The sequence below is a fragment of the Streptomyces sp. NPDC053541 genome (assembly GCF_044544705.1).
Lineage (GTDB): Bacteria > Actinomycetota > Actinomycetes > Streptomycetales > Streptomycetaceae > Streptomyces.
Genome location: NZ_JBITXM010000005.1, coordinates 84,519 through 104,942 on the forward strand (window position 1 = coordinate 84,519; position 20,424 = coordinate 104,942).

At 76.0% G+C, this 20,424-nt stretch carries 13 protein-coding genes; 9 read left to right on the forward strand and 4 right to left on the reverse strand.

Features of this window, described 5'->3' with window-relative positions; all coding sequences use genetic code 11:
• Nucleotides 1-275 precede the first annotated feature (275 nt).
• The 8 genes from ACIGW2_RS14160 (at nucleotide 276) to ACIGW2_RS14195 (ending at nucleotide 11,749) form a co-directional block, all read left to right on the forward strand.
• Nucleotides 276-1,037, forward strand: a complete 762-nt coding sequence (locus tag ACIGW2_RS14160; protein ID WP_361582383.1) for a glycosyltransferase — start codon at nucleotides 276-278, stop codon at nucleotides 1,035-1,037.
• The gene (locus ACIGW2_RS14165) at nucleotides 1,034-2,584 is read left to right on the forward strand and encodes a glycosyltransferase family 4 protein (protein ID WP_399843677.1); all 1,551 of its coding nucleotides are present in this window, start codon (nucleotides 1,034-1,036) and stop codon (nucleotides 2,582-2,584) included. Before ACIGW2_RS14160 ends, ACIGW2_RS14165 begins: the two co-directional genes overlap by 4 nt.
• Complete coding sequence (locus tag ACIGW2_RS14170) at nucleotides 2,581-5,031, forward strand: lipopolysaccharide biosynthesis protein (protein ID WP_399843681.1); 2,451 nt, start codon at nucleotides 2,581-2,583, stop codon at nucleotides 5,029-5,031. Before ACIGW2_RS14165 ends, ACIGW2_RS14170 begins: the two co-directional genes overlap by 4 nt.
• On the forward strand, nucleotides 5,028-6,896 hold the full coding sequence (locus ACIGW2_RS14175; RefSeq protein ID WP_399843684.1) for a glycosyltransferase: 1,869 nt from the start codon (nucleotides 5,028-5,030) through the stop codon (nucleotides 6,894-6,896). Before ACIGW2_RS14170 ends, ACIGW2_RS14175 begins: the two co-directional genes overlap by 4 nt.
• Nucleotides 6,878-7,774 (forward strand): PIG-L deacetylase family protein, encoded by an 897-nt coding sequence (locus tag ACIGW2_RS14180; protein ID WP_399843687.1) that lies wholly within the window; start codon nucleotides 6,878-6,880, stop codon nucleotides 7,772-7,774. Before ACIGW2_RS14175 ends, ACIGW2_RS14180 begins: the two co-directional genes overlap by 19 nt.
• Nucleotides 7,771-9,348: an ArnT family glycosyltransferase gene (locus ACIGW2_RS14185; RefSeq protein WP_399843690.1), complete on the forward strand. Its 1,578-nt coding sequence runs from the start codon at nucleotides 7,771-7,773 to the stop codon at nucleotides 9,346-9,348. The genes ACIGW2_RS14180 and ACIGW2_RS14185 overlap by 4 nt, the downstream gene beginning before the upstream one ends.
• A complete protein-coding gene (locus ACIGW2_RS14190) occupies nucleotides 9,345-10,448 on the forward strand; it encodes a glycosyltransferase family 4 protein (protein ID WP_399843693.1) in 1,104 nt (367 codons plus the stop codon). Before ACIGW2_RS14185 ends, ACIGW2_RS14190 begins: the two co-directional genes overlap by 4 nt.
• A gap of 71 nt (nucleotides 10,449-10,519) precedes the next feature.
• Nucleotides 10,520-11,749, forward strand: a complete 1,230-nt coding sequence (locus tag ACIGW2_RS14195; protein ID WP_399843695.1) for a beta-galactosidase — start codon at nucleotides 10,520-10,522, stop codon at nucleotides 11,747-11,749.
• Here the strand turns inward: ACIGW2_RS14195 and ACIGW2_RS14200 are convergent.
• The 4 genes from ACIGW2_RS14200 to ACIGW2_RS14215 all read right to left on the reverse strand — a co-directional run bounded on the left by ACIGW2_RS14200 (nucleotide 11,724) and on the right by ACIGW2_RS14215 (nucleotide 18,280).
• Entirely contained in the window at nucleotides 11,724-12,476 is a 753-nt protein-coding gene (locus ACIGW2_RS14200) for a class I SAM-dependent methyltransferase (RefSeq protein WP_399843698.1), read from the reverse strand. The two genes, ACIGW2_RS14195 and ACIGW2_RS14200, sit on opposite strands and share 26 nt — an antisense overlap.
• Complete coding sequence (locus ACIGW2_RS14205; protein WP_399843700.1) at nucleotides 12,473-17,017, reverse strand: aminotransferase class I/II-fold pyridoxal phosphate-dependent enzyme; 4,545 nt, start codon at nucleotides 17,015-17,017, stop codon at nucleotides 12,473-12,475. Before ACIGW2_RS14205 ends, ACIGW2_RS14200 begins: the two co-directional genes overlap by 4 nt.
• Before the next feature lie 87 nt (nucleotides 17,018-17,104).
• Complete coding sequence (locus ACIGW2_RS14210) at nucleotides 17,105-17,425, reverse strand: putative quinol monooxygenase (protein ID WP_361582412.1); 321 nt, start codon at nucleotides 17,423-17,425, stop codon at nucleotides 17,105-17,107.
• A 45-nt stretch (nucleotides 17,426-17,470) separates the two neighbouring features.
• The gene (locus tag ACIGW2_RS14215; protein WP_391655056.1) at nucleotides 17,471-18,280 is read right to left on the reverse strand and encodes an IclR family transcriptional regulator; all 810 of its coding nucleotides are present in this window, start codon (nucleotides 18,278-18,280) and stop codon (nucleotides 17,471-17,473) included.
• A gap of 211 nt (nucleotides 18,281-18,491) precedes the next feature.
• Here ACIGW2_RS14215 and ACIGW2_RS14220 point away from each other — a divergent pair, with 211 nt between their 5' ends.
• The gene (locus tag ACIGW2_RS14220) at nucleotides 18,492-20,240 is read left to right on the forward strand and encodes a VanW family protein (protein WP_399843702.1); all 1,749 of its coding nucleotides are present in this window, start codon (nucleotides 18,492-18,494) and stop codon (nucleotides 20,238-20,240) included.
• The last annotated feature ends 184 nt before the right edge of the window (nucleotides 20,241-20,424 follow it).

The following is a 20,424-nucleotide window of genomic DNA, read 5'->3' on the forward strand; positions in this document are numbered from 1 at the left end:
GCCCGCACCGCGGCCCCGCACCCGGCCCACCCCGCCCGGCGTGCCTCGGACCGGGTGCGTGACGCGGCCCGGACCTGCCGCCGCCGGCACCCCGTCCGCCGGCCCCGCACAGCACCTCGCCGCCGACGCGGCCGCGCCGTCCGCACCCGTACCGGCGGCGGACGCCGGCGCTCGGCCGGACCGGCCGGCCCAGCGGCCCACCGCCCCGGCCCCGGCGGCCCCCGAACCCCCGCACGGCCCGCGCGCCGCGCCTTCCCCCGAGGAGGCGAGGCGCGATGACGACCGCCCCCGCCGCTGCCCCGCTGCCCCGCTCGCTCACCCGGCCGCCGGTCGAACTCGAACTGCTCATCCCGGCCTTCAACGAGCGCGAGCGGCTGCCCGCGACCGTCGCCGCGACACTGCGCTTCCTCGCCCGCCGCCCCTGGTCCTCGGCCGTGGTCGTGGTCGACAACAACAGCGTCGACGGCACCCCCGACTGCCTCGACCGGTTCGCGGACTCGGCGCTCGGGCGGGCCGTCGGCCTGCACGTCATCGGCTGCGGCGACCGCGGCAAGGGCGCGGCCGTGCGGCGCGGCATCGCGACCTCGTCCGCGGCGTACATCGGCTTCGCCGACGCCGACAACGCCACGCCCGTCGAGACCCTGGACCGGGTGATGGAGCTGCTGCGCGCGGGCCACGGGGCCGTGATCGCCTCCCGGCACGCCCCCGGCGCCCATCTGGCCGTCGCGCAGGGCGTCCTGCGGCGCGGCGGCGGCGCGCTGTTCCGTACGCTCGCGCACCTGACGCTGCCGGACGTCGCCGACACCCAGTGCGGGTTCAAGTTCTTCCCCGGCCCGCTCGCGCGGGAGATCGTCCGCGACTGCCACGTCGACGGCTTCGCCTTCGACGTCGAGCTCCTCGCCCATGTCGTCAGGGCCGGCCGGGACGTGGTGGAGGTGCCGGTCGACTGGACCGACCGGGCCGGGTCCACCTTCTCGGCGCGCCGCGACGGGCTGCGGTCCATGGCCGACCTGCTGCGCATCTCGCTGGACCGGTGAGCACCGTGACCGCCGCCTCGGCCCGCTTCCCCGCCGCCCCTCCCCCGGCGGGCGGCGCGCTGGCCCGGATCGCGCCGCTCGACATCGCGTTCCTGAACTGGCGCGACCCGTGGCATCCGCAGGCCGGCGGCGCCGAGGCGTACGCGCACGAGATCGCCCGCCGGTTCTCGGCGGCCGGCGCGCACGTCACCTTCGTGTCCGCCCGCTACCCCGGCGCGCCGGCCCGCGAGTACCGCGACGGCCTGCGGATCGTGCGCGCCGGCGGCGCCTTCGGCGTGTACCCGGCGGCCGCCGCGCACCTGCTGCGCAACCGGCACGCGTACGACGCCGTCGTCGACTTCCAGAACGGCATCCCGTTCTTCTCGCCGCTCTTCACCCCGCGCTGGACCGCCGACCTGTGCGTCATCCACCACGTGCACCAGCGCCAGTTCGACGTGCGGTTCCGGCGGCCGCTGAGCACCGTGGGCCGGCTCCTGGAGAAGCAGGTCAGCCGGCGGGTGTACCGGGGCCGTCCGATCGTCGTGGTGTCCCCGTCCACGCGGGAGGGCGCCCGCCGCGAACTCGGCCTCGGCAACCCGCTGCACATCGTGCCCAACGGCAGCCCCGCCGGGGTGCCGGCGGAGCCCGCCGGGGCGCGCAGCGACACGCCCGCGCTCACCGTCGTCAGCCGGCTGGTCCCGCAGAAGCGGGTGGACCTGCTGCTGCGGGCGCTGCCCGCGCTGCTGCGCCGGTTCCCGGAGCTGCGGCTCGACCTGTGCGGCGACGGGCCCGAACTGCCCGCGCTGCGCGAACTGGCCGGCACGCTCGGGGTCACCTCCGCCGTCACCTTCCACGGGCACGTGAGCGACGCGCGGCGCGCGGAGCTGTTCCACCGGGCGTGGCTGACCGTGGTGCCCTCGGCGGCCGAGGGGTGGGGACTGACCGTGATCGAGGCGAACGCGGTCGGCACGCCCGCCCTCGCCTACGACGTGCCCGGCCTGCGCGACGCGATCCAGCCCGGCGTGAACGGGCGGCTGCTCGACCCGTCGGCCGACCTCGCGGACGGCGTGGCCGCCGCCCTCGCCGAACTCGCCGACCCGGCGGCCCGCGAGCTGACGGCGGCGCGCTGCCGCGCCTGGGCCGCGGCGTTCTCCTGGGACGCCAGCGCGGAACGGCTCGCCGAGGTGATCCTGGAGGAGCTCCGCCGGGTGCACCGGCACCGCCGCTCCCGCCGCAGCGCCAACGACCTCGCCGTCCTCGGCCGGTTCACCCCCGCGGACGCCGACGCCACCGAACGGGCCGCCGCCGCGGCCCTGCGCCAGACCGACGCCTGGCACCGCGAGGGCGACGCCTTCCAGGTCCTCCTCCACGGCTGCGACGAACTCCAGGCCCTCACGGCCCTGGCCCGCCTCGGCGTCCACGACGCCACCCTCTCCCTGGCCGGCGCCCGGGACGTCCTGGTGGGCGGACCCTCCCGGCGCGTCACGGAGGCGGGCCCCCCGCCTGCCCAGCTGGCGGGGCCCGCCGCCCACCAGGCCCCCGTGCCGTCGCCGGAGGCGGGGTCATGAGGGCCGGGGCGGCGCTCGCGCCGCGGGCCGAGGTGCTGCCCGACGAGGTCACGGCGGTGCGCGGGGCGCGCTGGGTCGCGACCGGGGCGGTGCTCGTCGGGGTGCTGAACTACGGGTACGCGCTGGCGCTCACGCGACTGCTCGACGTCGGGGCGTACGCGGTGTTCGCGGCCGGGCAGGGGCTGGTGGTGTGCGCGGCGGCGGTGGCCGTGGTGACCGTGCCGTGGATGCTGGCGCAGGCGCTGGCGCGGGCGCGGTCGGAGGCCGAGCGGGCCGAGGCGGTGCGCTTCGCGATCGTCACCGGGCTCGCGGGCGGGCTGGTCGCCGGCCTGGTGGTGGGCGCGGTCGCCGCCCGGTTCGCCGGGGCGGGCACCACCGCGGCCGTCGCCGTCGCGACCTTCCTGATCTACGTGACCCGGGTCAGCTCCGGCTGGCTGCAGGGCACCGAACGCCTGCGCACCCTCGGTCTGCTCACCACCACGGAGGCGGTGCTCAAGCTGGCCGTGGGCCTGTTCTTCGTCGCCGTGCTCGGCCTCGGGCCGACCGGCGCGCTGGCGGCCTTCGCGGTCGCCGTCCTGCCGTACGCCTTCTTCCGGCCGCGCCGCTTCCACGGCGGCCGGCCCCGGGCCTGGCTCTCCACGACGGCCGACCGGACCCTGTGGCGGCGGGCGGTCGGCGTCGCCTCGCTCCAGGGCGTGGTGGCCGTGATGGCGGCGGTCGACGTGATCCTGGTGGCGGTGCTGCCCACCGACCGTGCCTCGGCGGCGAGTTACCAGGCCGCCGTGATGCTGGGCCGGGTGCCGCTGTTCCTCGCGGGCGCCGTCTCCGTGGCCTTCCTGCCCGCGCTGTCCCGCCGCCGGGCCGGCACCCCGCTGGCCGGCGACGCGCTGCGCATGTACCTGACGGTGGCCGTGCCCCTGACGGCCGTGGCCGCGACCGTGCCGCAGGCCGTCCTCGACCGGGTGTTCCCGGCCGGTTACGCCCAGGTCGGCACGCTGCTCGCGCTGACCGCCGTCACCGGCCTGGCCCTCGGCGCGTTCGCCCTGCTCGTGACCTTCTGCCAGGCGGTCAACGACTACGCCTGCCTGTCCACGCTGCTCACCGGGCTCGCGCTGTACGTGACCGGGCTCGCGGCCGGCTGGTCGGCGGCCGGTGTCCTCGGCATGGCGGTCGGCGGCATGTGCGGCACCGTGACGGCCCTGCTGCTCCTCGCGGTGCGCCACGCCCACCGGCACGGCTTCGGCGCGCCGGGCGAGCACCCCGGCGGGCGGCCAATGGCATTCCTGGTCCTCGCGGGCCTCCTCGCCGGCGTCCTCGCTCTGCTGCGGCCGCTGCCCGTGGCGTGGCTGTGCGCCGCCGTGGGCGTCGCCTGCGGCGCGCTGTGGTGGTTCTTCGGGCACCGCAGCGAACCGGGCCGGGGCGTGCCGGCCGGCGAGGGCCGGGCCGCTGATCCGGCCCCGGGCCGCCCGCCCGTCCCCGTACCGCCCGCCCGGTCCGGACCGCCGGCCGACGAGGCGCGCGCGCTGCGGCTCCTGGTGGACGCGGTGTGGCGCGGCCGGCCGGGGCCCGCCACCGACGCCGAGCTGCTCGGCGCGCTCGCGGTGGCCCGGCGCAACCAGGTCGAGGGCGTCCTCGCCCGCGCGTACCCGGAGCGGCTGGCCGCCACCCGCGCCGAGGTGGCGGCGGCGACCGGGCTGTTCCGGCGCAACCTGACCGAGTCGACCACCCGGCTGCGGGCCGCGGGCATCCCGGCCGTGCTGATCAAGGCGAACCTGTCGGGCGACTACGTGTACGGCAACTTCGACCTGGTGGTGCCCACCGGATCCTGGCGGCAGGCCCAGCGCGCGCTCGCGGGCTGGTACGTGCGCCGCGAGTCGTACTGGCTGGAGCGCTCCACCAAGGTGCTGCTCGATCCGGCGAGCGGACCGGCGGCCCATCTGCACACCGCCGTCTCCTGGTTCGGGATCCCGGTGGTGCCCACCGACCGCCTGTTCGCCCGGGCCCGCCCGGCCGTGCCCCCGAACGGCCACGGGGCCGACGGGGAGGGCTCCGCCGCGTGGCTCGTGCCCTGTCCCGCCGACCGGCTGCGGATCTGGCTGGCCCACGCCCTCTTCCAGAACCTCACGCTCGACCTGTCCGAACTCCTCGCCCTTCGCGAGCTGCTGGGCCCCGCCGTGCTCGCCGAGGCCCGCCGGGAGGCGGCCCGGGAGGGCTGGGCGGGCGGCGGCGGGCGGGCCCTCGCCGTCGCGGTGGACGCGATGGGGCGGCTGGACCGCGGCGAGCCGGTGCCGCTGCCGGTGCCGCTGCCGGTGGGCACCTCGCTGCGGGTCGGCGCGGAGCACTCGGGCCATCTGCTCGGCCGGGGCCGGGTGCGGACCGCGGCCCGGGAGGCCTCGCTGCGGGTGCCGCTCGTGGTGGCCAAGCGCGTACGGAGGCGGGAGCCATGACCAGGTTCGTGAACGGCGCTCCCCCCGACACCGGCCGGGAGGCCGGGCCGCGGCCCCCGCTGCTCGTCGCGGTGTCCGGGCCCGACCACACGGGGAAGTCCTCGCTGGTGCGGGCGCTCGCCGGGCTGCTGCGGCAGCGGGGCTTCGCCGTGGCGACCGTCCACTGCTACGGCTGCGTGCTGTGCCGGATGTTCCCGGTTCCCCCGCGGGTGAGGGAAGAGGGGGAGCCGGGCGGGACGGGGGCGGGCGGGCGGGGCCGGCGGACCGCGCGTCCCGAGCGCCGGGGACCGTGGTTCCGCCGGGCCCACGCGCACCTCGACGCGGGCGAGCTCGGCCTGCGGATCGCGCTGGCACGGCGGGCCGTCTCGCTGGTGGCCCGAGGACGGCCGGTGGTCGTGCTGACCGACCGGGGGCCGCTGGACGGACTGGTGAAGTTCGGGCTGCCGGCGGACCGGGGCGCGGCCCGGCGCTACGTCCGGATCGCCGGGCGCTACGACCTGACGCTGCTGCCGGAGACCCTGCCCGGCACCCTGGCCGGGCGGGGCTGGGAGTCCGGGGCCGGCTCCCCCGCCGCGTGGTGGGCCCGGCACCTCGGCTGGGCGGCCCGGCTGCCCCGGGTGGTGCGGATCGACGGCGAGGAGCCGCCGGCACGGCTCGCGGGCGCGGCCCTGGAACAGGTCCTCGGCGTGGTGGGGCCGGGGCCCCGGCCGGCCGGTCCGCAGCGCCGCCGGCGGGTCGTGGTGTCGATCTACGACGACGCGGAGAACACCGACTACCGGGGCGGCGGGGCGCTGGTGGTGGAGAAGCTGGCCCGGCGGCTGGCCGAGCACTACGAGGTCACGGTGGTGACGGCGGGGCGGTCCGGCGGGAGCGTGCGGCGGCACGGGATCCGCTATGTGCGCCTGCCGGTGTGCCGGGCCGGGCCGCGCGCCGGGCAGCTGCTGTTCCTCGGCCTGCTGCCGTTCGTGGCGCGGCGGATCCCGCACGACGTGTGGCTGGAGTCCTTCACCCCGCCGTTCTCCACGAGCTTCCTGCCGCTGGTGTCGCGCGCGCCGGTGGTCGGCATCGACCAGGGGCGCAGCGCGGAGGCCCTGTGGCGCCGCTATCACCTGCCGTTCTTCCTGGTGGAGCGGGTCGGGCTGCGCTGCTACCGGCACATCGTGGTGCTGAACGAGGCGGACGCCTCGGCGGTGCGGCGGCTCAGTCCGCGGGCCGACGTGCAGGTGATCGCCAACGGGGTGGAGCAGCGGCAGCTCGACGACGCCAAGCTGGGGGACGGGAACACGATCCTCTTCCTCGGGCGGATCGACGTCTGGAGCAAGGGAATCGACCTGCTGCTCGACGCCTACGCCTCGGCCCGGCCGCCGATGGAGCTGGTGCTGGCCGGCGGCGGTACCCCGGCCGAGGAGCGCCGGCTGGGGCAGCTGCTCGCCGGGCACGGTCCCGGGGTGCGGCTGGTGGGCTGGGCGGACGAGGAGCTGAAGCGGCGGCTGCTGCGGGAGAGCGCGTTCGTGGTGCTGCCCTCACGGCACGAGACCTTCGGTCTGGTGGCGCTGGAGGGGATGGCGTACGGGAAGCCGGTGCTGCACTTCGACCTTCCGGCGCTGCGCTGGATGCGCGGCGGCGGGGACGTGGCCGTGGCGCCGTTCGACACGGTGGCGTTCGGGGAGCGGATGCGGGAGCTGGCGGCCGATCCGGCGCTGCGCGGCCGGCTCGGCCGGCAGGCCGGTCTGGCCGCGCAGCACTACACCTGGGACGAGATGACGGGCCGCTATCTGGCGCTGACCCGCCGGCTGGTGGAGGGCCCCACCGGGGCGCGGCGGCCGCGGAAGGACAGGAGAGTGCCATGGCAGACCGCCCCCTGACCCCGCCGGTCCGGCCGGCCACGCCCGCGGCTCCCGCGCCGTCGGTGCCGGCCGCGGTGCTCGCGCTCGCCGGGTCCGGTGAGGTGCTGGTGCTCTCGCCGCACCCGGACGACGCCGTGCTGTCCTGCGGCGCGCTGCTCGACCGCCTCGCGGGGCGGGCGCCGGTGACCGTGATGACGGTGTTCACGGAGGCCTCGCCCCCGCCCCACACCCTGTCGGCCCGTCAGTTCCTGCGGCAGACCGGCGCGGTGGACGCGGAGGAGCTGTATGCGGAGCGGCGCGCCGAGGACCGGGCGGTGCTCGGGCGGCTCGGTGTGGCCCGCTTCCACGCGGGCTTCGTGGACGGCCTGTTCCGCCGCGACCCGGAGCCGGCGCGCTGGCGGCGGCGGGCGGCCCGGCTGCTGCCCGAGCTGGGGCACGTGTATCCCACGTACCGGCTGCACCTGGCGCGCGGCCGGGTGGCGGCGCGGGACGCGGAGACGGTGCGCCGGGTGACGGACACGGTGCGGGAGCTGCTGCCGCCCGGGCAGGGCGTGCTCCTCGCGCCGCTGGGCGTGGGCGGGCACGCGGACCACGTCCTGGTGCGCACGGCCGCCGCGCTGAGCGGCCTGCCGGCCGTCTACTACAGCGACTTCCCCTACAACCTGCGGTCCGCCGCCGATCCGCGGTTCACCGGCCCGCTCGGCGCGCGGGAGGCGTCGTTCGGGGGCGGCCTCGACGCCAAGGCCGAGCTGGTGCGGGGGTACCGGACGCAGGTGGGGGCGCTGTTCCCGGACGGGGTGGTGCCGCGCGTCCCCGAGGTCTATCTGCTGCCGTCCGGGGCGGCGCCGTCCGGTGGCGCGGGCGTCCCGGACCCGTCGCCGGGAGGTGGGTCATGAGCGTCTCCGGTGCCTCCGCCGTCCCCGCCGCCGACCGGGCGCAGGAGCCGCCCGGGCCCCCGGCCGTCCCGCCGCGCCGGCGGCGCCGTCCGGTGCCGACGGTGGTGTGCGCGCTGGGCGCGGCGGTCCTCACGGTGGCGCTGCGGCTGGTGAACATCGGCCGGGCCGGGGACGTGTTCGTGGACGAGGTGATCTACCAGGAGCTGGGCCGCAGCGCCGCCCGCGGCGGCTTCCCCGGCACCTCCGAGGGCCTGTTCTTCCTGCATCCGCCCGGCTTCTTCTATCTGGAGGCGGGCTGGATGAAGCTGTTCGGCAGCCATCAGGACGTCATCGCCGAGGTGCACTCGCTGCGCGTCCTGAACGCGCTGCTCGCGGGTGTGACGGCGGCGTTCCTCGTGGCGCTGGTGGCGCGGATCCGCTCGCGTCCGGCGGGGCTGGTCGCCGGACTCCTGTTCGCCCTGGACCAGTTCTGCATCCGGCAGAACAACCGGGTGCTCCTGGAGACCGGGACCCTGGTGTGGGTGCTCGCGGGCTTCCTCGTCCTGGTGCCGCTGTGCCGGACCGGGCCGCCGCCGCACGCCCGGGCCCGTGCGCTGTGCGGCGGGCTGCTGCTCGGGCTCGCGGTGCTGACGAAGGACCACTCGGCGCTGATCACGGTGCTTCCGCTGCTCGCGGCACTGGCCCTGGGCTGGGGCATGCCGCGCCGGCTGACGGCGGCGGCGCTGGGCGCGGCGGTCGTGCCGTACGGGGTGTACGTGGCGCTGGTGGCGGGCTTCGGGCACGGCGCGGAGTTCTGGGACGAGAAGACGTACGGGCTGCGCCGGCTGCTCGGGATCGTGCAGGAGACCGGTTTCAACGCGCCGGGCACGCCCTCGCTGACCGGGCGGCTCGCGGCCGAACTGCCGGGCTACGCCACCACGTACCTGCTGCTGTCGCTGACCCCGGTGGCGCTGTTCCTGCTGCTGCGCCGGCGCGAGCCGGTGTACCGGCTGCTCGCGCTGTTCCACGCCTCGGCGATCGTCACCCTGGGCTATGCGCTGGGCATCGGCACGCTGGAGGAGCAGGCGCTGTACCTGCTGTTCGTGCCGAACCTGGTGGCGCTCGCGGTGACGGTGCCGGTGCCGCGCGGGCGGCCGGCGCTGCGCGGCACGGTGATCGCCGGGCTGGTCGCGGTGCTCGCGATGCCGACGGTGGTGTACGCCCGGGAGCGCGGCACCCCGGACGACGGCTTCGTGCGGCTCGACGCCTATCTGCGGGCGCACGTCCCGGCGGGCAGCGGCATCGTCACGGTCGACGGGGCCCGCACCCGGGGCGTCACCTACTGGACCTTCGCGGACAGCTACCGGCTGGGGAACTGGGTCTCGCCGGGCGAGCGGGCGGCGCACGGGGCGCGGTACGCGATCGTGCCGTGGAAGGTGATCGACCAGGGCTACGGCCGGACCACGCCGGCCGAGGTGCGGCGGCTGACCCGGGACGCCCGGCTGCTGTTCGCCGTGGACGGGCACACCTACGGCACGCTGGCACTGTACGAGCTGCCGCCGCCGGGGCCGGTGCCGGCGGGCGGTCCGCGATGAGCACCACCCCGCGCCGGCCGCGCGTCCTGCTCCTGACCAGCAGTCCGCTGGACGGGGCGGACGGCGCCGACGTGCGGCTGGCCTCGGACGTGCTCGGGGCGCTGCCCGACGTGGAGTTCACCTGGTTCGCGCAGTGGCCGCACCGGCGCGGCCGGCCGCCGCCGGCCGGGCACGGCGGGCGTCCGGTGCGGATCCTGTCCCGGGACGGCGTGCCGCACGTGCCGGAGCGGGTGCAGTCGGCGTTGGCGGGGGCGGTGCAGGCCCGGCGCTGCGACCTGGTGCACGCCTTCCTGACGATCGGCCGGACCTTCCCGGCCTTCTCGTGGTTGCGGCCGCTGCTGCTCGGGGCGCGGCCGGTGGTGCACACGGTGCCGGGCGTGATGGATCCGGGGCTGCTGGTCCGCACCCGGCCGCTGGGCACGACGGTGGCACTGTCGGAGTCGATGGCGCGGCGGCTGCGGGCCGCGGACTTCGGGGACGTGCGGGTGATCCCGCCGATGATCCCGCTGGAGCACTGGCCGTCGAGGCCGCGGCCGGCCGGCCTTCCGCTGGTGCTGTACGCGGGGCACCACGACCCGCAGGGCGGCGCGGAGGTCGCGATCGACGCGGCGGCCGAGGCGGCCCGGTCGGGGGCGGTGTTCCAGCTGGTGCTGGCGATGCGCGGGCGGCCGGGGCAGGACCGGCACGCCCTTGAGGAGGCGCTGCGCGAGCGGGCCGGGGCGGCGGGGCTGCGGGACGTCGAGGTGCGGGGCTACGTGGACGACATGCCCGGTCTGCTGGCCGCGGCGCACGTGCTGCTGTTCCCGCCGCAGTCGATCGGCGGGAAGGCGGACATCCCGCTGACGGTGCTGCAGGCGCTGGCCACCGGGCGGCCGGCGATCCTCAGCGACCTGCCTCAGTTCGCGGACTTCGGCAACGCGGTGCTGCGGGCCCCGGCGGGCGACGCCCGGCGCACCGGGCAGCAGCTGGTGTGGCTGCTGGACCAGCCGCGGTCCTGGGACGTGCTGGCGGAGCGGGGCCGGGCGGCGGTGGAGGACCGGTTCGGTCCGGAGCGGTTCGCCGCGCGGTACGCGGCGCTGTACCGGGAGCTGCTGTCGTGAGGCGGGCGGGCGGGTCCCGGGCACGCCGGCCGTGGCCGCCGCACCGGGCGGCGCTGTTCGGGTCGGCCTTCGTGCTCGCGCTGCTGACGCTGGTGGCGGCGGCGTTCGGGACGCTGGGGCGGGACGGGCGGGATCCGGGCCCGCACGCGTTCGGCGCGCTGCAGACCGCGCCGGAGCGGGCCGCCGGGGAGTACGCGCGGGGGCTGAGGATCGCGCATCTCCAGGTGGACTGGGGGCGGTTCGAGCCGGAGCGGGGGGTGTACGACGAGGGGTACGCGCGTGAGGTGCGGGACCGGCTGCGGGCCTTCCTGGACGCGGGGCTGCGGGTGGAGGCGGGCCTCGGGCTGAACCATCCGCCCGAGTGGCTGGCCGAGGCCCATCCGGACTCGGTGTGGGTGAACCAGTTCGGCGAGCGCAGCACGGCGGTGCCCAACGTGGTGTTCAGCGATCCGGTGCGGGGCGAGGTCGCCGCGTACGTCCGGCGGGTGGGCGAGCGGATCGGGCTCGACCGGGTGTGGGCGATCCGGCTGGGGATCGACGAGAACGGCGAGTTCGCGTATCCGCGGGCGGTGTCGGACGGGCGGGACACCGGCGAGTTCTGGGCGTACGACCGGCACGCCCAGGCGGCGAGCCCGTACCCGGGCTGGCGGCCCGGGGAGCGCACGTACCGCGGGGCACCGTTCACCGAGGACCGGGTGGCCCGCTGGTACGACTGGTATCTGGGCGCGCTGGCCGACGCGGTGAACTGGGAGATCGCGCTGCTGGCGGAGCTGGGGCACACGGGGCCGGTGAAGGTGCTGGTGCCGGGGGCCGGTTTCTATCCGTCCGACCGGGCGGCGGCGGTCGCCGGCCGGCTGGTCGGCACCCGGTCGATCGGGCTGGTGGGCCGGGGCGTGGGCTTCTTCCGCACGCTCGGGCTGCTCGACCACGGGGAGCGGGTGCACGTGGTGACCACGGCCCTGGTGGACGGCACGGGCGAGCCGCGGGACAACGGGTGCCGGGCGGAGGACGCGCGGCGGGTGGGGGCGGCCCCGGACGCCACGCTGCGGTCCTGGTCGTCGGCCCGTTACGTGGTGGCGGTGGCCCGGGCGGAGGGCTTCGACCGGATCGACGGGGAGAGCGCGGGCCAGCAGGTGGCGGCGTACGGGCCGGGGGTGATGACGAGGGCCTTCCGCCAGTTCGACGCGTGCGGGCTCGGCGATCTGATGTGGGCCTTCGACCACAACCTGTACGACGGGACGCCGGGTTCGTCGCTCGCGGAGTACGCGGCGATGGTCAGGCCGCGGGCCGCCGGGCCGTGAGGAGCAGGATGCCGGTGTCCCCGTACTCGGGCAGGGTGCGGTCCTTGGCGAGCCGGGAGATCCGCAGACCGGTGGTGCGGGGGGTGAACACGGCGCGCAGCGCGGCCTCGTCGACCGGGCAGGCGGGCCAGACGGGGCCGGTGCCGATGCGGTAGCTCGGCATGTGTTCCATGAAGGAGGCGACCAGGGCGCCGCCGGGGCGGACGGCGCGGACGAAGGTGTCGCACAGGGCGGTGAACTCGGCGCGGTCCTCGGTGACGCTCTCGGCGACGAAGTTCATCGAGGCGGCGTCGTAGCGCCCTTCGGGCAGGCAGTCGGCGTGCCCGGGCAGTACGTGGACGCGGGTCAGGGCCTCGGCGAGGGTGGCGGGCAGCGAAGGGTCGAGGGCCCGGCAGAGGGCGTAGAAGGACTGCCAGCTGTCGTCGGGGCCGTGGGCGAGCTGGTCGCGGAGGTAGGCGAGGCCGGCGGCGCCGGGTTCGAGGGCGTCGATGTGCCGGCTGGCGCCGGCGGCGAGCATCAGCGGGTAGAGGTTGGGTCCGGCGCCGAGTTCCAGGGTGCGGGCCAGGGAGCCGGGCCGGAACTGCCGGTAGAAGACGGAGTGGTGGTGGATGACGCCCCGGTCGCAGGGGTGGATCCGGCGGTAGTTCTCGGCCAGGTAGGCGGCGACGGGCCAGGCGTCCCAGTCCGCGTCGCGGTTGCGGCGCACGGCGGTGTGCCGCTCGGTCACCGGGCCTCCGGGGGCGGGCCGGCCCGGACGGCGCCGGGGCGGGCGGGGAGCTGCCGCTGGAGGGCGAAGCGGCGGGAGAGCGCGGTGAGGGCGTGGTTGAGCTGGTCGATCTCCTCGTCGGTGTTGGCGGCGGTGATCTGGATCCGGAAGCCGACCCGGTCGCGCGGCACCAGCGGATAGCTGGCGAGGGTGACGTAGATGCCCTGCCGCCAGAGGTGGTCGGCGACGGCCTCCAGGTCGGCGGCGTCGCCGAGCGGGATCTCCACGATGGGCAGGCCGTCGGTGTTGGGGGTGGCGATGCCGAGGCCGCGGACGTGGTCGAGGACGCGGGCGGTCTTGCGGTGCAGGTCGGCGCGGATCGCGTCGCCGCGCCGCTCGTTGACGTCCAGGCCGGCCAGGGTGGTGGCGAGCGAGGCGGTCGGGGACGGCCCGGAGTACAGGTAGGGGGCGGCGGCCACCTTGAGGTGGTCCTTGAGGCGGCGCGGCACGGCGAGGAAGGCGAGCAGCGAGGAGTACGCCTTGGAGAAGCCGCCGACCAGGACGATGCCGTCGTAGCTCTCGCCGAGGTGCCGGACCAGGCTGTTGCCGCGCGAGCCGTAGGGGCTGGTCTCGTCGGGGCCGCGTTCGCCGATGACGCCGAAGCCGTGCGCGTCGTCCACGTAGAGCAGGGCGCCGTGGGCGCGGCAGATCCGGGCGATGCCGGGCAGGTCGGGGAAGTTGCCGGTCATGCTGTTGACCCCGTCCATGCAGACCAGCCGGGAGGCGCCGGCGGGGGTCTCGCGGAGCAGGGTGTCGAGCTCCCAGGGCCGGTCGCCGGGGAAGCGGTGCAGCCGGGCGCCCTGGCCGCGGGCGACGACGCAGCCGTCGTAGATGGTGCGGTGGGCGGTGGCCTCGACGAAGAGCTCGCCGCCGGCGGCGAGCAGCGGGATGACGGACTGGTGGATGAGGGTGATGGTGGGCAGCAGCAGGGTGTCGGGGGCGCCGAGGAGGGCGGTGAGGCGTTCCTCGATGCGCGGGTAGAGGCGGGGGCTGCCGATGAGCCGGGACCAGCTGGGGTGGGTGCCCCAGGCGCGTACCTGCGGCTCGATCGCGGCCATGATCTCGGGGTCGAGGTCGAAGCCCAGGTAGTTGCAGGAGGCGAAGTCGACCAGCCAGTGGTCGCCGACCCGCAGCCGGCGTCCCTCGACGGCGTCGATGACGGCGTCGCACATCGGGCTGGTGCGCTTGAGCCGTTCCAGGTCGCGCCAGCGCAGGTCGGACCGGGCGGCCCGGGCGGCGGCGTGCCCGGCCGGGGCGGCGCGGCCGGCGGCGGGGGCGGGTGCGGGCCGTGCGGGGCTCGCGGGCGCTTCGGTACGGGCCTGCCGGGCGGCCCGCGCGGCGCGCACCGTGCGGGCGGTGCGGGCCGGCCGGTCGGGAGCGCGGTGCAGGAAGGTCTCGGCCTGGCGGGCGGTCAGGGGCCGGGCGAAGAGGAAGCCCTGGCCGTAGCGGCAGCCCATGTCGGCGAGCAGGGCGCGCTGGTCCTCGTTCTCGATGCCCTCGGCGACGACCTGGAGGCCGAGCACCTCGGCGATCCGGACGATGCCCTCGACCAGGGCCACCTGCTGTCCGTCGGTGGTGATGTCGTCGATGAAGGTCTTGTCGACCTTGAGCAGGTCGATGGGGAACTCGCGCAGATAGCTGAGCGAGGAGAAGCCGGTGCCGAAGTCGTCGATGGCGATGGACACGCCGAGGTCCTTCAGGGCCCGCATGGTGGTGCCGATCTGCTCGTCGCCGTGCATCAGCACCGACTCGGTGAGCTCCAGGACCAGCGAGCCGGGGGCGAGTCCGGAGGAGCGCAGGGTGCGGCGGACCACGTCGAGCAGCCCGGGGTCGCGGAACTGGCGGGCGGAGACGTTTACGCTGGCGCGCAGCGGCGGGGTGCGGGGGTCGGCGCACTGCCACCGGGAGATGTCGCGGGCGGCGTGGTCGAGCACCCAGGCGCCGAGCGGCATGATGTGGCCGCTCTCCTCGGCGAGGGAGATGAACTGGTCGGGCGGCACCATGCCGCGGCGGGCGTGCGGCCAGCGGATCAGGGCCTCGAAGCCCGCCAGGGCGGCGTCGTCGACCTGCACGATGGGCTGGTAGCGCAGCGCGAAGGCGTGGTCGGCGATGGCGGTGTCCATGCCGGCCTGCAGTTCGTGCCGGGCGACGAGCCGCGAGTGCAGCTCGGGCCGGAAGCGCCGCCAGCGCTTCTTGCCGGCGGCCTTGGCGGCGTAGAGCGCGAGGTCGGCGTGGCCGAGGAGCTCCTCGGCGTGCGCGCTGTCGAGGACGGTGGCGACGCCGACGCTGGTGGAGACGGAGACGGCGCCGTCGGTGAGGTGGAAGGGCTGGCTGAGGGTGTGCACGATCTCGGCGGCGAGCGCGTCGGCGTCGCCGGGGTCGCGGGCGCCCTCGATGAGCACGGCGAACTCGTCGCCGCCGAGCCGGGCGGCGGTGTCGGTCAGGCGCAGCACGGCGGTGAGCCGGCGGGCGACGGCGACGAGGAGTTCGTCGCCGACGGAGTGGCCCATGGTGTCGTTGACGACCTTGAAGTCGTCGAGGTCGACGAAGAGCATGCAGGTGAGGGTGGATTCGCGGCGGCCGCGCAGCAGGGCGCGCTCGATGCGTTCGAGCAGCAGGACCCGGTTGGGCAGTCCGGTGAGCGAGTCGTGGAAGGCGCGGTGGGTGAGCTCCCGCTCCAGTTTGCGCTGTTCGGTGACGTCGCGGAGGGTCAGCACGAGGCCGTGGACGGTCTGTTCGGCGCGCAGGTTGCTGCACCGGACCTCGACCTCCAGGTCGGTGGCGCCGCCGTGCACGAGTTTCCAGTCGTCGCGGGCGTCGAGGTTGCCGTGGGTGCGCACGTCGGCCAGGATCCGCAGGGCGCTGGCGCCGTCGCCGGGGGCGAGGAGTTCGGTGAGCGGGGTGCCGGGCAGCAGGGAGTGCCCGAACATGTTCTCCGCGGAGGGGCTGGCGTAGCGGACGGTGTCGTCGTCGTCGACGATCAGGATGACGTCCGAGGTGTTGTGCACGAGGGTGCGGAAGTAGGCCTCGCTGGTGCGCCGGCTGACCTCCTCGCTCAGGCCGAAGCGCTCCAGGGCGAGTGCGGCCTGGGAGGCGAGGGACTGGGCGGGGCCGGCGATCTCGCCGAGTTTCTTCTCGGTGCCGGCCAGCAGCAGCGCGCCGAGCAGCGGTTCGCCGGCGGCCGGGGCCTGGAGGGCGAGCGGGCAGAGCAGGACGTGGGTCTCGGGGGCGATGGCGGCGGCGAGCCCGGGCGCGAGGCGTTCGGCGGGCAGCCTGCGGCTGCCGGGGGCGAGGAGTTCCGGCCAGGCGGGCCCGCCGGGGCCGGCCAGTTCGGCGGTCTGCACGTTCCAGGGGCGCCGGCCGGTGGGCACGGCGGTCAGCCGGCCGCGCCGGTCGCGGGCGAGCAGCATGGTGTGGTGCGGGGTGTCGGGGCCGAAGAGGGTGGCGGTGGCCGTCTCGACGGCGGCGGCGACCTCGCGCGGGCTGAGCGCGGCGACCAGGGAGGCGGCGGCGACGCGGAGGCTGCGCTCGCGGGCCTCGGCCCTGCGGTGCTCGGCCATGATGCCCGCCAGCCGGATCAGGACGAGCCCGAACATCAGGGCGCAGAAGATCGCGATGACCCCGATGTCCCGGTCGGGGTCGGCGCGCAGCGACTGGAAGAGCAGCAGCGCGGGGGCGATCAGCGAGGCGAGCGCGAGCAGGGCCACGCGCCGCTGGGCGACCCCGGGCGGCGGTTCGGGCGCGAGTTCGGTGAGGCCGGTCATCGAGGGGTCGAGGGCGGCCAGCCCCCAGGCGGTGAAGAACACCACCCAGCCGAGGTCCCACGGGGTGCCGACCTGCCAGGTGCCGTTGATCTGCTGGATGCCGTAGGCGACGTCGGAGAAGAGGATGCCGCAGGTCCCGAGGGTGAGCAGCTGCACGCTGCGGGAGCGCAGTCCGCCGGGGACGAGCAGCCGGGCCAGCATGGCGAGCATCAGGACGTCGCCGAGCGGATAGGCGATGGAGATCACGCGCTCGGTCCACGTCATGTCGGGCGAGTTGGCGAGCGGGGTGATCAGGTAGACCCAGGACAGCAGGGCCAGGCCCGAGGTCAGGATCAGCGCGTCGAGGGCGACCGCCAGGTCGCGGCCGGCGGCGCGGCGCCGGATGAATCCGTAGAGCCCGAGGGCGAACAGCGGATAGGTGACGAGGTAGAAGGCGTCGGCCACGGAGGGGAAGGGCCGGTCCTGGTGGAAGAAGCTCTCCAGGGCGTTGTAGGCGGTGTCGCCGCTGACGAAGGTGAGGTTGGCGGCGGCGAGCACCAGCCAGGGCCAGCGGCGCGCGGGCCGGTGCAGCCGTACCCCGGTGAGGATGGCGGCGACCCCGCTGAGTCCGATGAGCGCCCACAGCACGGTGTGCCGGGACGGGATCTGGAGGTAGGCGACGGACACGACGGCGACGAACAGCAGGTAGAGGGTGGTCCAGCGGCGCAGTGCCCCGGACGGCTGTCCTCGCAGCGGCATGGTGCACGCCCCCATCCGACGGGAGGTCGTATCAGTCCAGTGTCGCGGGTGCGGCGGGGCGCCGCACCCGCGGAACGGGGCCCGTGGTCAGCGCGCGAGCTCGGCCATGGCGCCCCAGCCCTGCTGCGGCACCTCGACGTTGATGATCTCGGGGGTGGCGGCGATGGCCTCGGCCATGGTGGCCAGACCGGCCTTGAAGTGCTCGGACTCGACGTGCGCGGCGCCGGCCGCGGCGTCGGCGAAGGCCTCGAGGAGGACGAACCTGTTCGGGTCGTCGACGCTGCGCGACCAGTCGAAGAAGAGGTTGCCGGGCTCCTCGCGGGTGGCGCGGGTGAAGTCGGCGACGCGGTCGAGCCAGCCGTCGGCGAACTCGGGGCGGACGGTGAAACGTACGGCGATGAAGATCATGCGCTCATCGTGCGGCGCGGCCGGGCGCGTGGCCACTCGTGCGGTTCAGGATTCCGGCAGGGTCGGAAACGGGCCCGGCGGGCCGGCCGCGGGCGGGTGGGGCAGGGCGGCGGTGAAGAGGGGTACGGCGCGGGCCAGGGCGGAGCGCAGCTCGCCGTGGCGGCGCCGGAAGTCGGCGGTGGGCAGCGACAGGGAGAGCGCGTGCACGACGCCGTCCTCGGCGGGCGGGAGCGGCAGGGCGGTGGCCAGACAGGTGTACGCGGGGTCCGCCTCCCCCACCGAGACGGCGAAGCGGCCCTCGCGCACCCGGGCCAGCTCGGCCTCGAAGCGCTCGGGGCTGGTGATCGTGCGCTCGGTGAAGCGGGCCATGCCGTGCGCGTCGAGATAGCGGCGGCGGGCGGCCCGGGGCAGCTCGGCGAGCAGCGCCTTGCCGTGCGCGGTGGCGTGCGCGCGGGGCTCGGGGCCGGGCGCGAAGGGGTGCGCGGTGTCGGTGACCGGGGCGGTGGTGTCGACGACGGTGATCCGGCCGTCGCGGTACGCGGTGAAGTACGCCTCGGCGCCGGCGGTGCGGCGCAGATGACCGAGGAGCTCGGCGACCGGCCCGCCGAGCCCGTGGTGCCGCTGGTAGGCGCGGTGCAGGGCGGGCACGCGCGGCCCGGGCACGTAGCCGTCCGGGGTGCGGGCCAGGTGCCCGCGGGCGATCAGCGGCCCGGTCAGGTGGTAGACGGTCGACAGGGCGCACCCCAGGGTCCGGGCCAGCGCCTTGGCCCCGACGGGCCGGTCGGCGTCGGCGACGGCGTCGAGCAGGGCGAGCGCGCGGTCGACGGACTGGGGACCAGTGGGGGGCGTGGACACCGGTCCACCTTAGTTCCACCGGAATGAGAGGAGTGTCACCGAAGGAACGAAAGGGACTATCTGGATCTTTCACCCGGTTGGGCGTACCGTCGAGGAAGGCCCCCGTGCGGGGGACGCCCGGCCACGGCTCCGGCAGGTTCCGGTTGCGGCAGTGGTCGGCGGCGTCCCACCGGGGGTTCCCCCTGACTTCCTCACCGCACCGGGAGGGTGTGTGCGCCGCTCCACGACCGACCACGCCGCCGCGGCACCGAACGGGCGCCGCGGCCACATACGCAAGGCGGCGATCGCGACCGGCGTGGTCGCCGCCGTCGCCGGCGGACTGTACGTGGCGGCCCTGGCCGTGACCGGGGACGACATCTCCGCGGGCACCCGGGTCGACGGCATCGACATCGGCGGCCTGAGCCGCGCCGAGGCCGCCGCCCGTCTCACCGCCGCCGCTCCCGCCGCGTGGAAGGACCCCGTCCGGGTCGCCGTCGGCGACACCACGACCACCGTCGACCCTGCCGCGGCCGGCCTCACCATCGACGTGGCCGCCACCGCCGACCGGGCGGCCGACCCGTCCCGCGATCCGGTCACGGTGATCGGCCGGCTCTTCTCCTCGGGCAGCCGGGACATCGCCCCGGTGGTCGCCTTCGACGGTACGAAGGCCAGGGCGGCGCTCGCCGCCACCGCGAAGCAGCAGGACCGCGCCGTCCGCGAGGGCGCCGTCTCCTTCGAGGACGGCAGGCCGGTCGTCACCCAGGCCCGGGACGGGCGCGCCCTCGACACCGACAAGGCCGTCGAGACGCTGCGCGCCGCCTACCCCGGCGCGGGCGGCAGCGCGGCGGCTCCCGTGGCGCTGCCGGTCTCGGTGACCCACCCGAAGGTGGGCGCCGCCGAGGTCTCCCGCTTCGTCAAGGAGTTCGCCGACCCGGCGATGTCCGGCCCCGTCACCCTCACCTCGGGCGACAAGCGCCTGTCGATCGCCCCCACCACGCTCGGCGACCACCTGGACGTCAAGGCCGAGAACGGCCGGCTCACCCCGGCCCTGGACGCGAGCTCGCTGATCCGCGACCCGGACGTGGCCCGTCCGCTGCACGCCTTCACCGGCGGCCCGGTCGAGGCCCGCCTCGGCGTGCGGGACGGCAAGGTCGTGGTGGAGCGCGACGGCCGCCCCGGCCGCCAGGTCTCCCCGGCCGCCCTCGGCCGCGCCGTGGAACCGCTGCTCACCCGGCAGGGCGCCGCCGCCCGTACCGCCGCGGTCGACACCACCGAGACGCGGCCCAAGGTGTCCGCGGACTCCCTGGCCCGGCTCGGCATCACCGAGCAGATGTCGACCTTCACGGTGAACTTCCCGACCGCGCCCTACCGCACCACCAACATCGGCCGCGCGGTCGAGCTGATCAACGGCTCCTTCGTGCAGCCCGGCGAGGTGTGGAGCTTCAACCGCACCGTCGGCGAGCGCACCGAGGCGAACGGCTTCGTCGACGGCACGATGATCATGGACGGCCAGTACCAGAAGGCGCCCGGCGGCGGGGTCTCGGCTGTCGCGACCACCGTCTACAACGCGCTCTTCTTCGCCGGCGTCCAGCCGGTCGAGCACGGCGCGCACTCCTTCTACATCGAGCGCTACCCGGCCGGCCGCGAGGCCACGGTGGCCTGGGGCACGCTGGACCTGAAGTTCCGCAACGACACGGGCAAGCCGATCTACATCAAGGCGAGCTCGACGGACTCGTCGGTGACGGTGAGCTTCCTCGGCACGAAGAAGTACGACTCGGTCGAGGCGGTCGCGGGCCCGCGCACCAACATCACGCCGCCCGGCGAGCGCAAGGGCAGGCTCGCCGACAAGTGCGAGGTGCAGGAACCCCTGGAGGGCTTCGACATCCAGGTCGACCGGGTCTTCAAGAACGGCGGCAAGGAGGTCAAGCGGGAGACCTTCGACACCCACTACACCCCGCGCGACAAGGTCACCTGCGAGTAGTCCCCGGCCCCGGCGGGCTCGCCGGGGCCGCGTCAACCCCCGTCTGCCCCGGCAGGGGCGACACCTTCACCCCCGCGACCGCGCCTTCACCAAGGTCGAGGCCCGCCTGCGCGGCACCGAACTCGCGTCCCGGGCCCTCGGTTTGTGAGGCGCTCCTCGGGCACGGCCCCGGGCCCCGGGGGCG

Coding starts and splice junctions, on each gene's coding strand:
- ACIGW2_RS14175 (WP_399843684.1), top strand. CDS start 5,028: ATGACCAGGTTCGTGAACGGCGCTCCCCCCGACACCGGCCGGGAGGCC.
- ACIGW2_RS14210 (WP_361582412.1), bottom strand. CDS start 17,425: ATGATCTTCATCGCCGTACGTTTCACCGTCCGCCCCGAGTTCGCCGAC.
- ACIGW2_RS14190 (WP_399843693.1), top strand. CDS start 9,345: ATGAGCACCACCCCGCGCCGGCCGCGCGTCCTGCTCCTGACCAGCAGT.
- ACIGW2_RS14170 (WP_399843681.1), top strand. CDS start 2,581: ATGAGGGCCGGGGCGGCGCTCGCGCCGCGGGCCGAGGTGCTGCCCGAC.
- ACIGW2_RS14160 (WP_361582383.1), top strand. CDS start 276: ATGACGACCGCCCCCGCCGCTGCCCCGCTGCCCCGCTCGCTCACCCGG.
- ACIGW2_RS14185 (WP_399843690.1), top strand. CDS start 7,771: ATGAGCGTCTCCGGTGCCTCCGCCGTCCCCGCCGCCGACCGGGCGCAG.
- ACIGW2_RS14205 (WP_399843700.1), bottom strand. CDS start 17,017: ATGCCGCTGCGAGGACAGCCGTCCGGGGCACTGCGCCGCTGGACCACC.
- ACIGW2_RS14180 (WP_399843687.1), top strand. CDS start 6,878: ATGGCAGACCGCCCCCTGACCCCGCCGGTCCGGCCGGCCACGCCCGCG.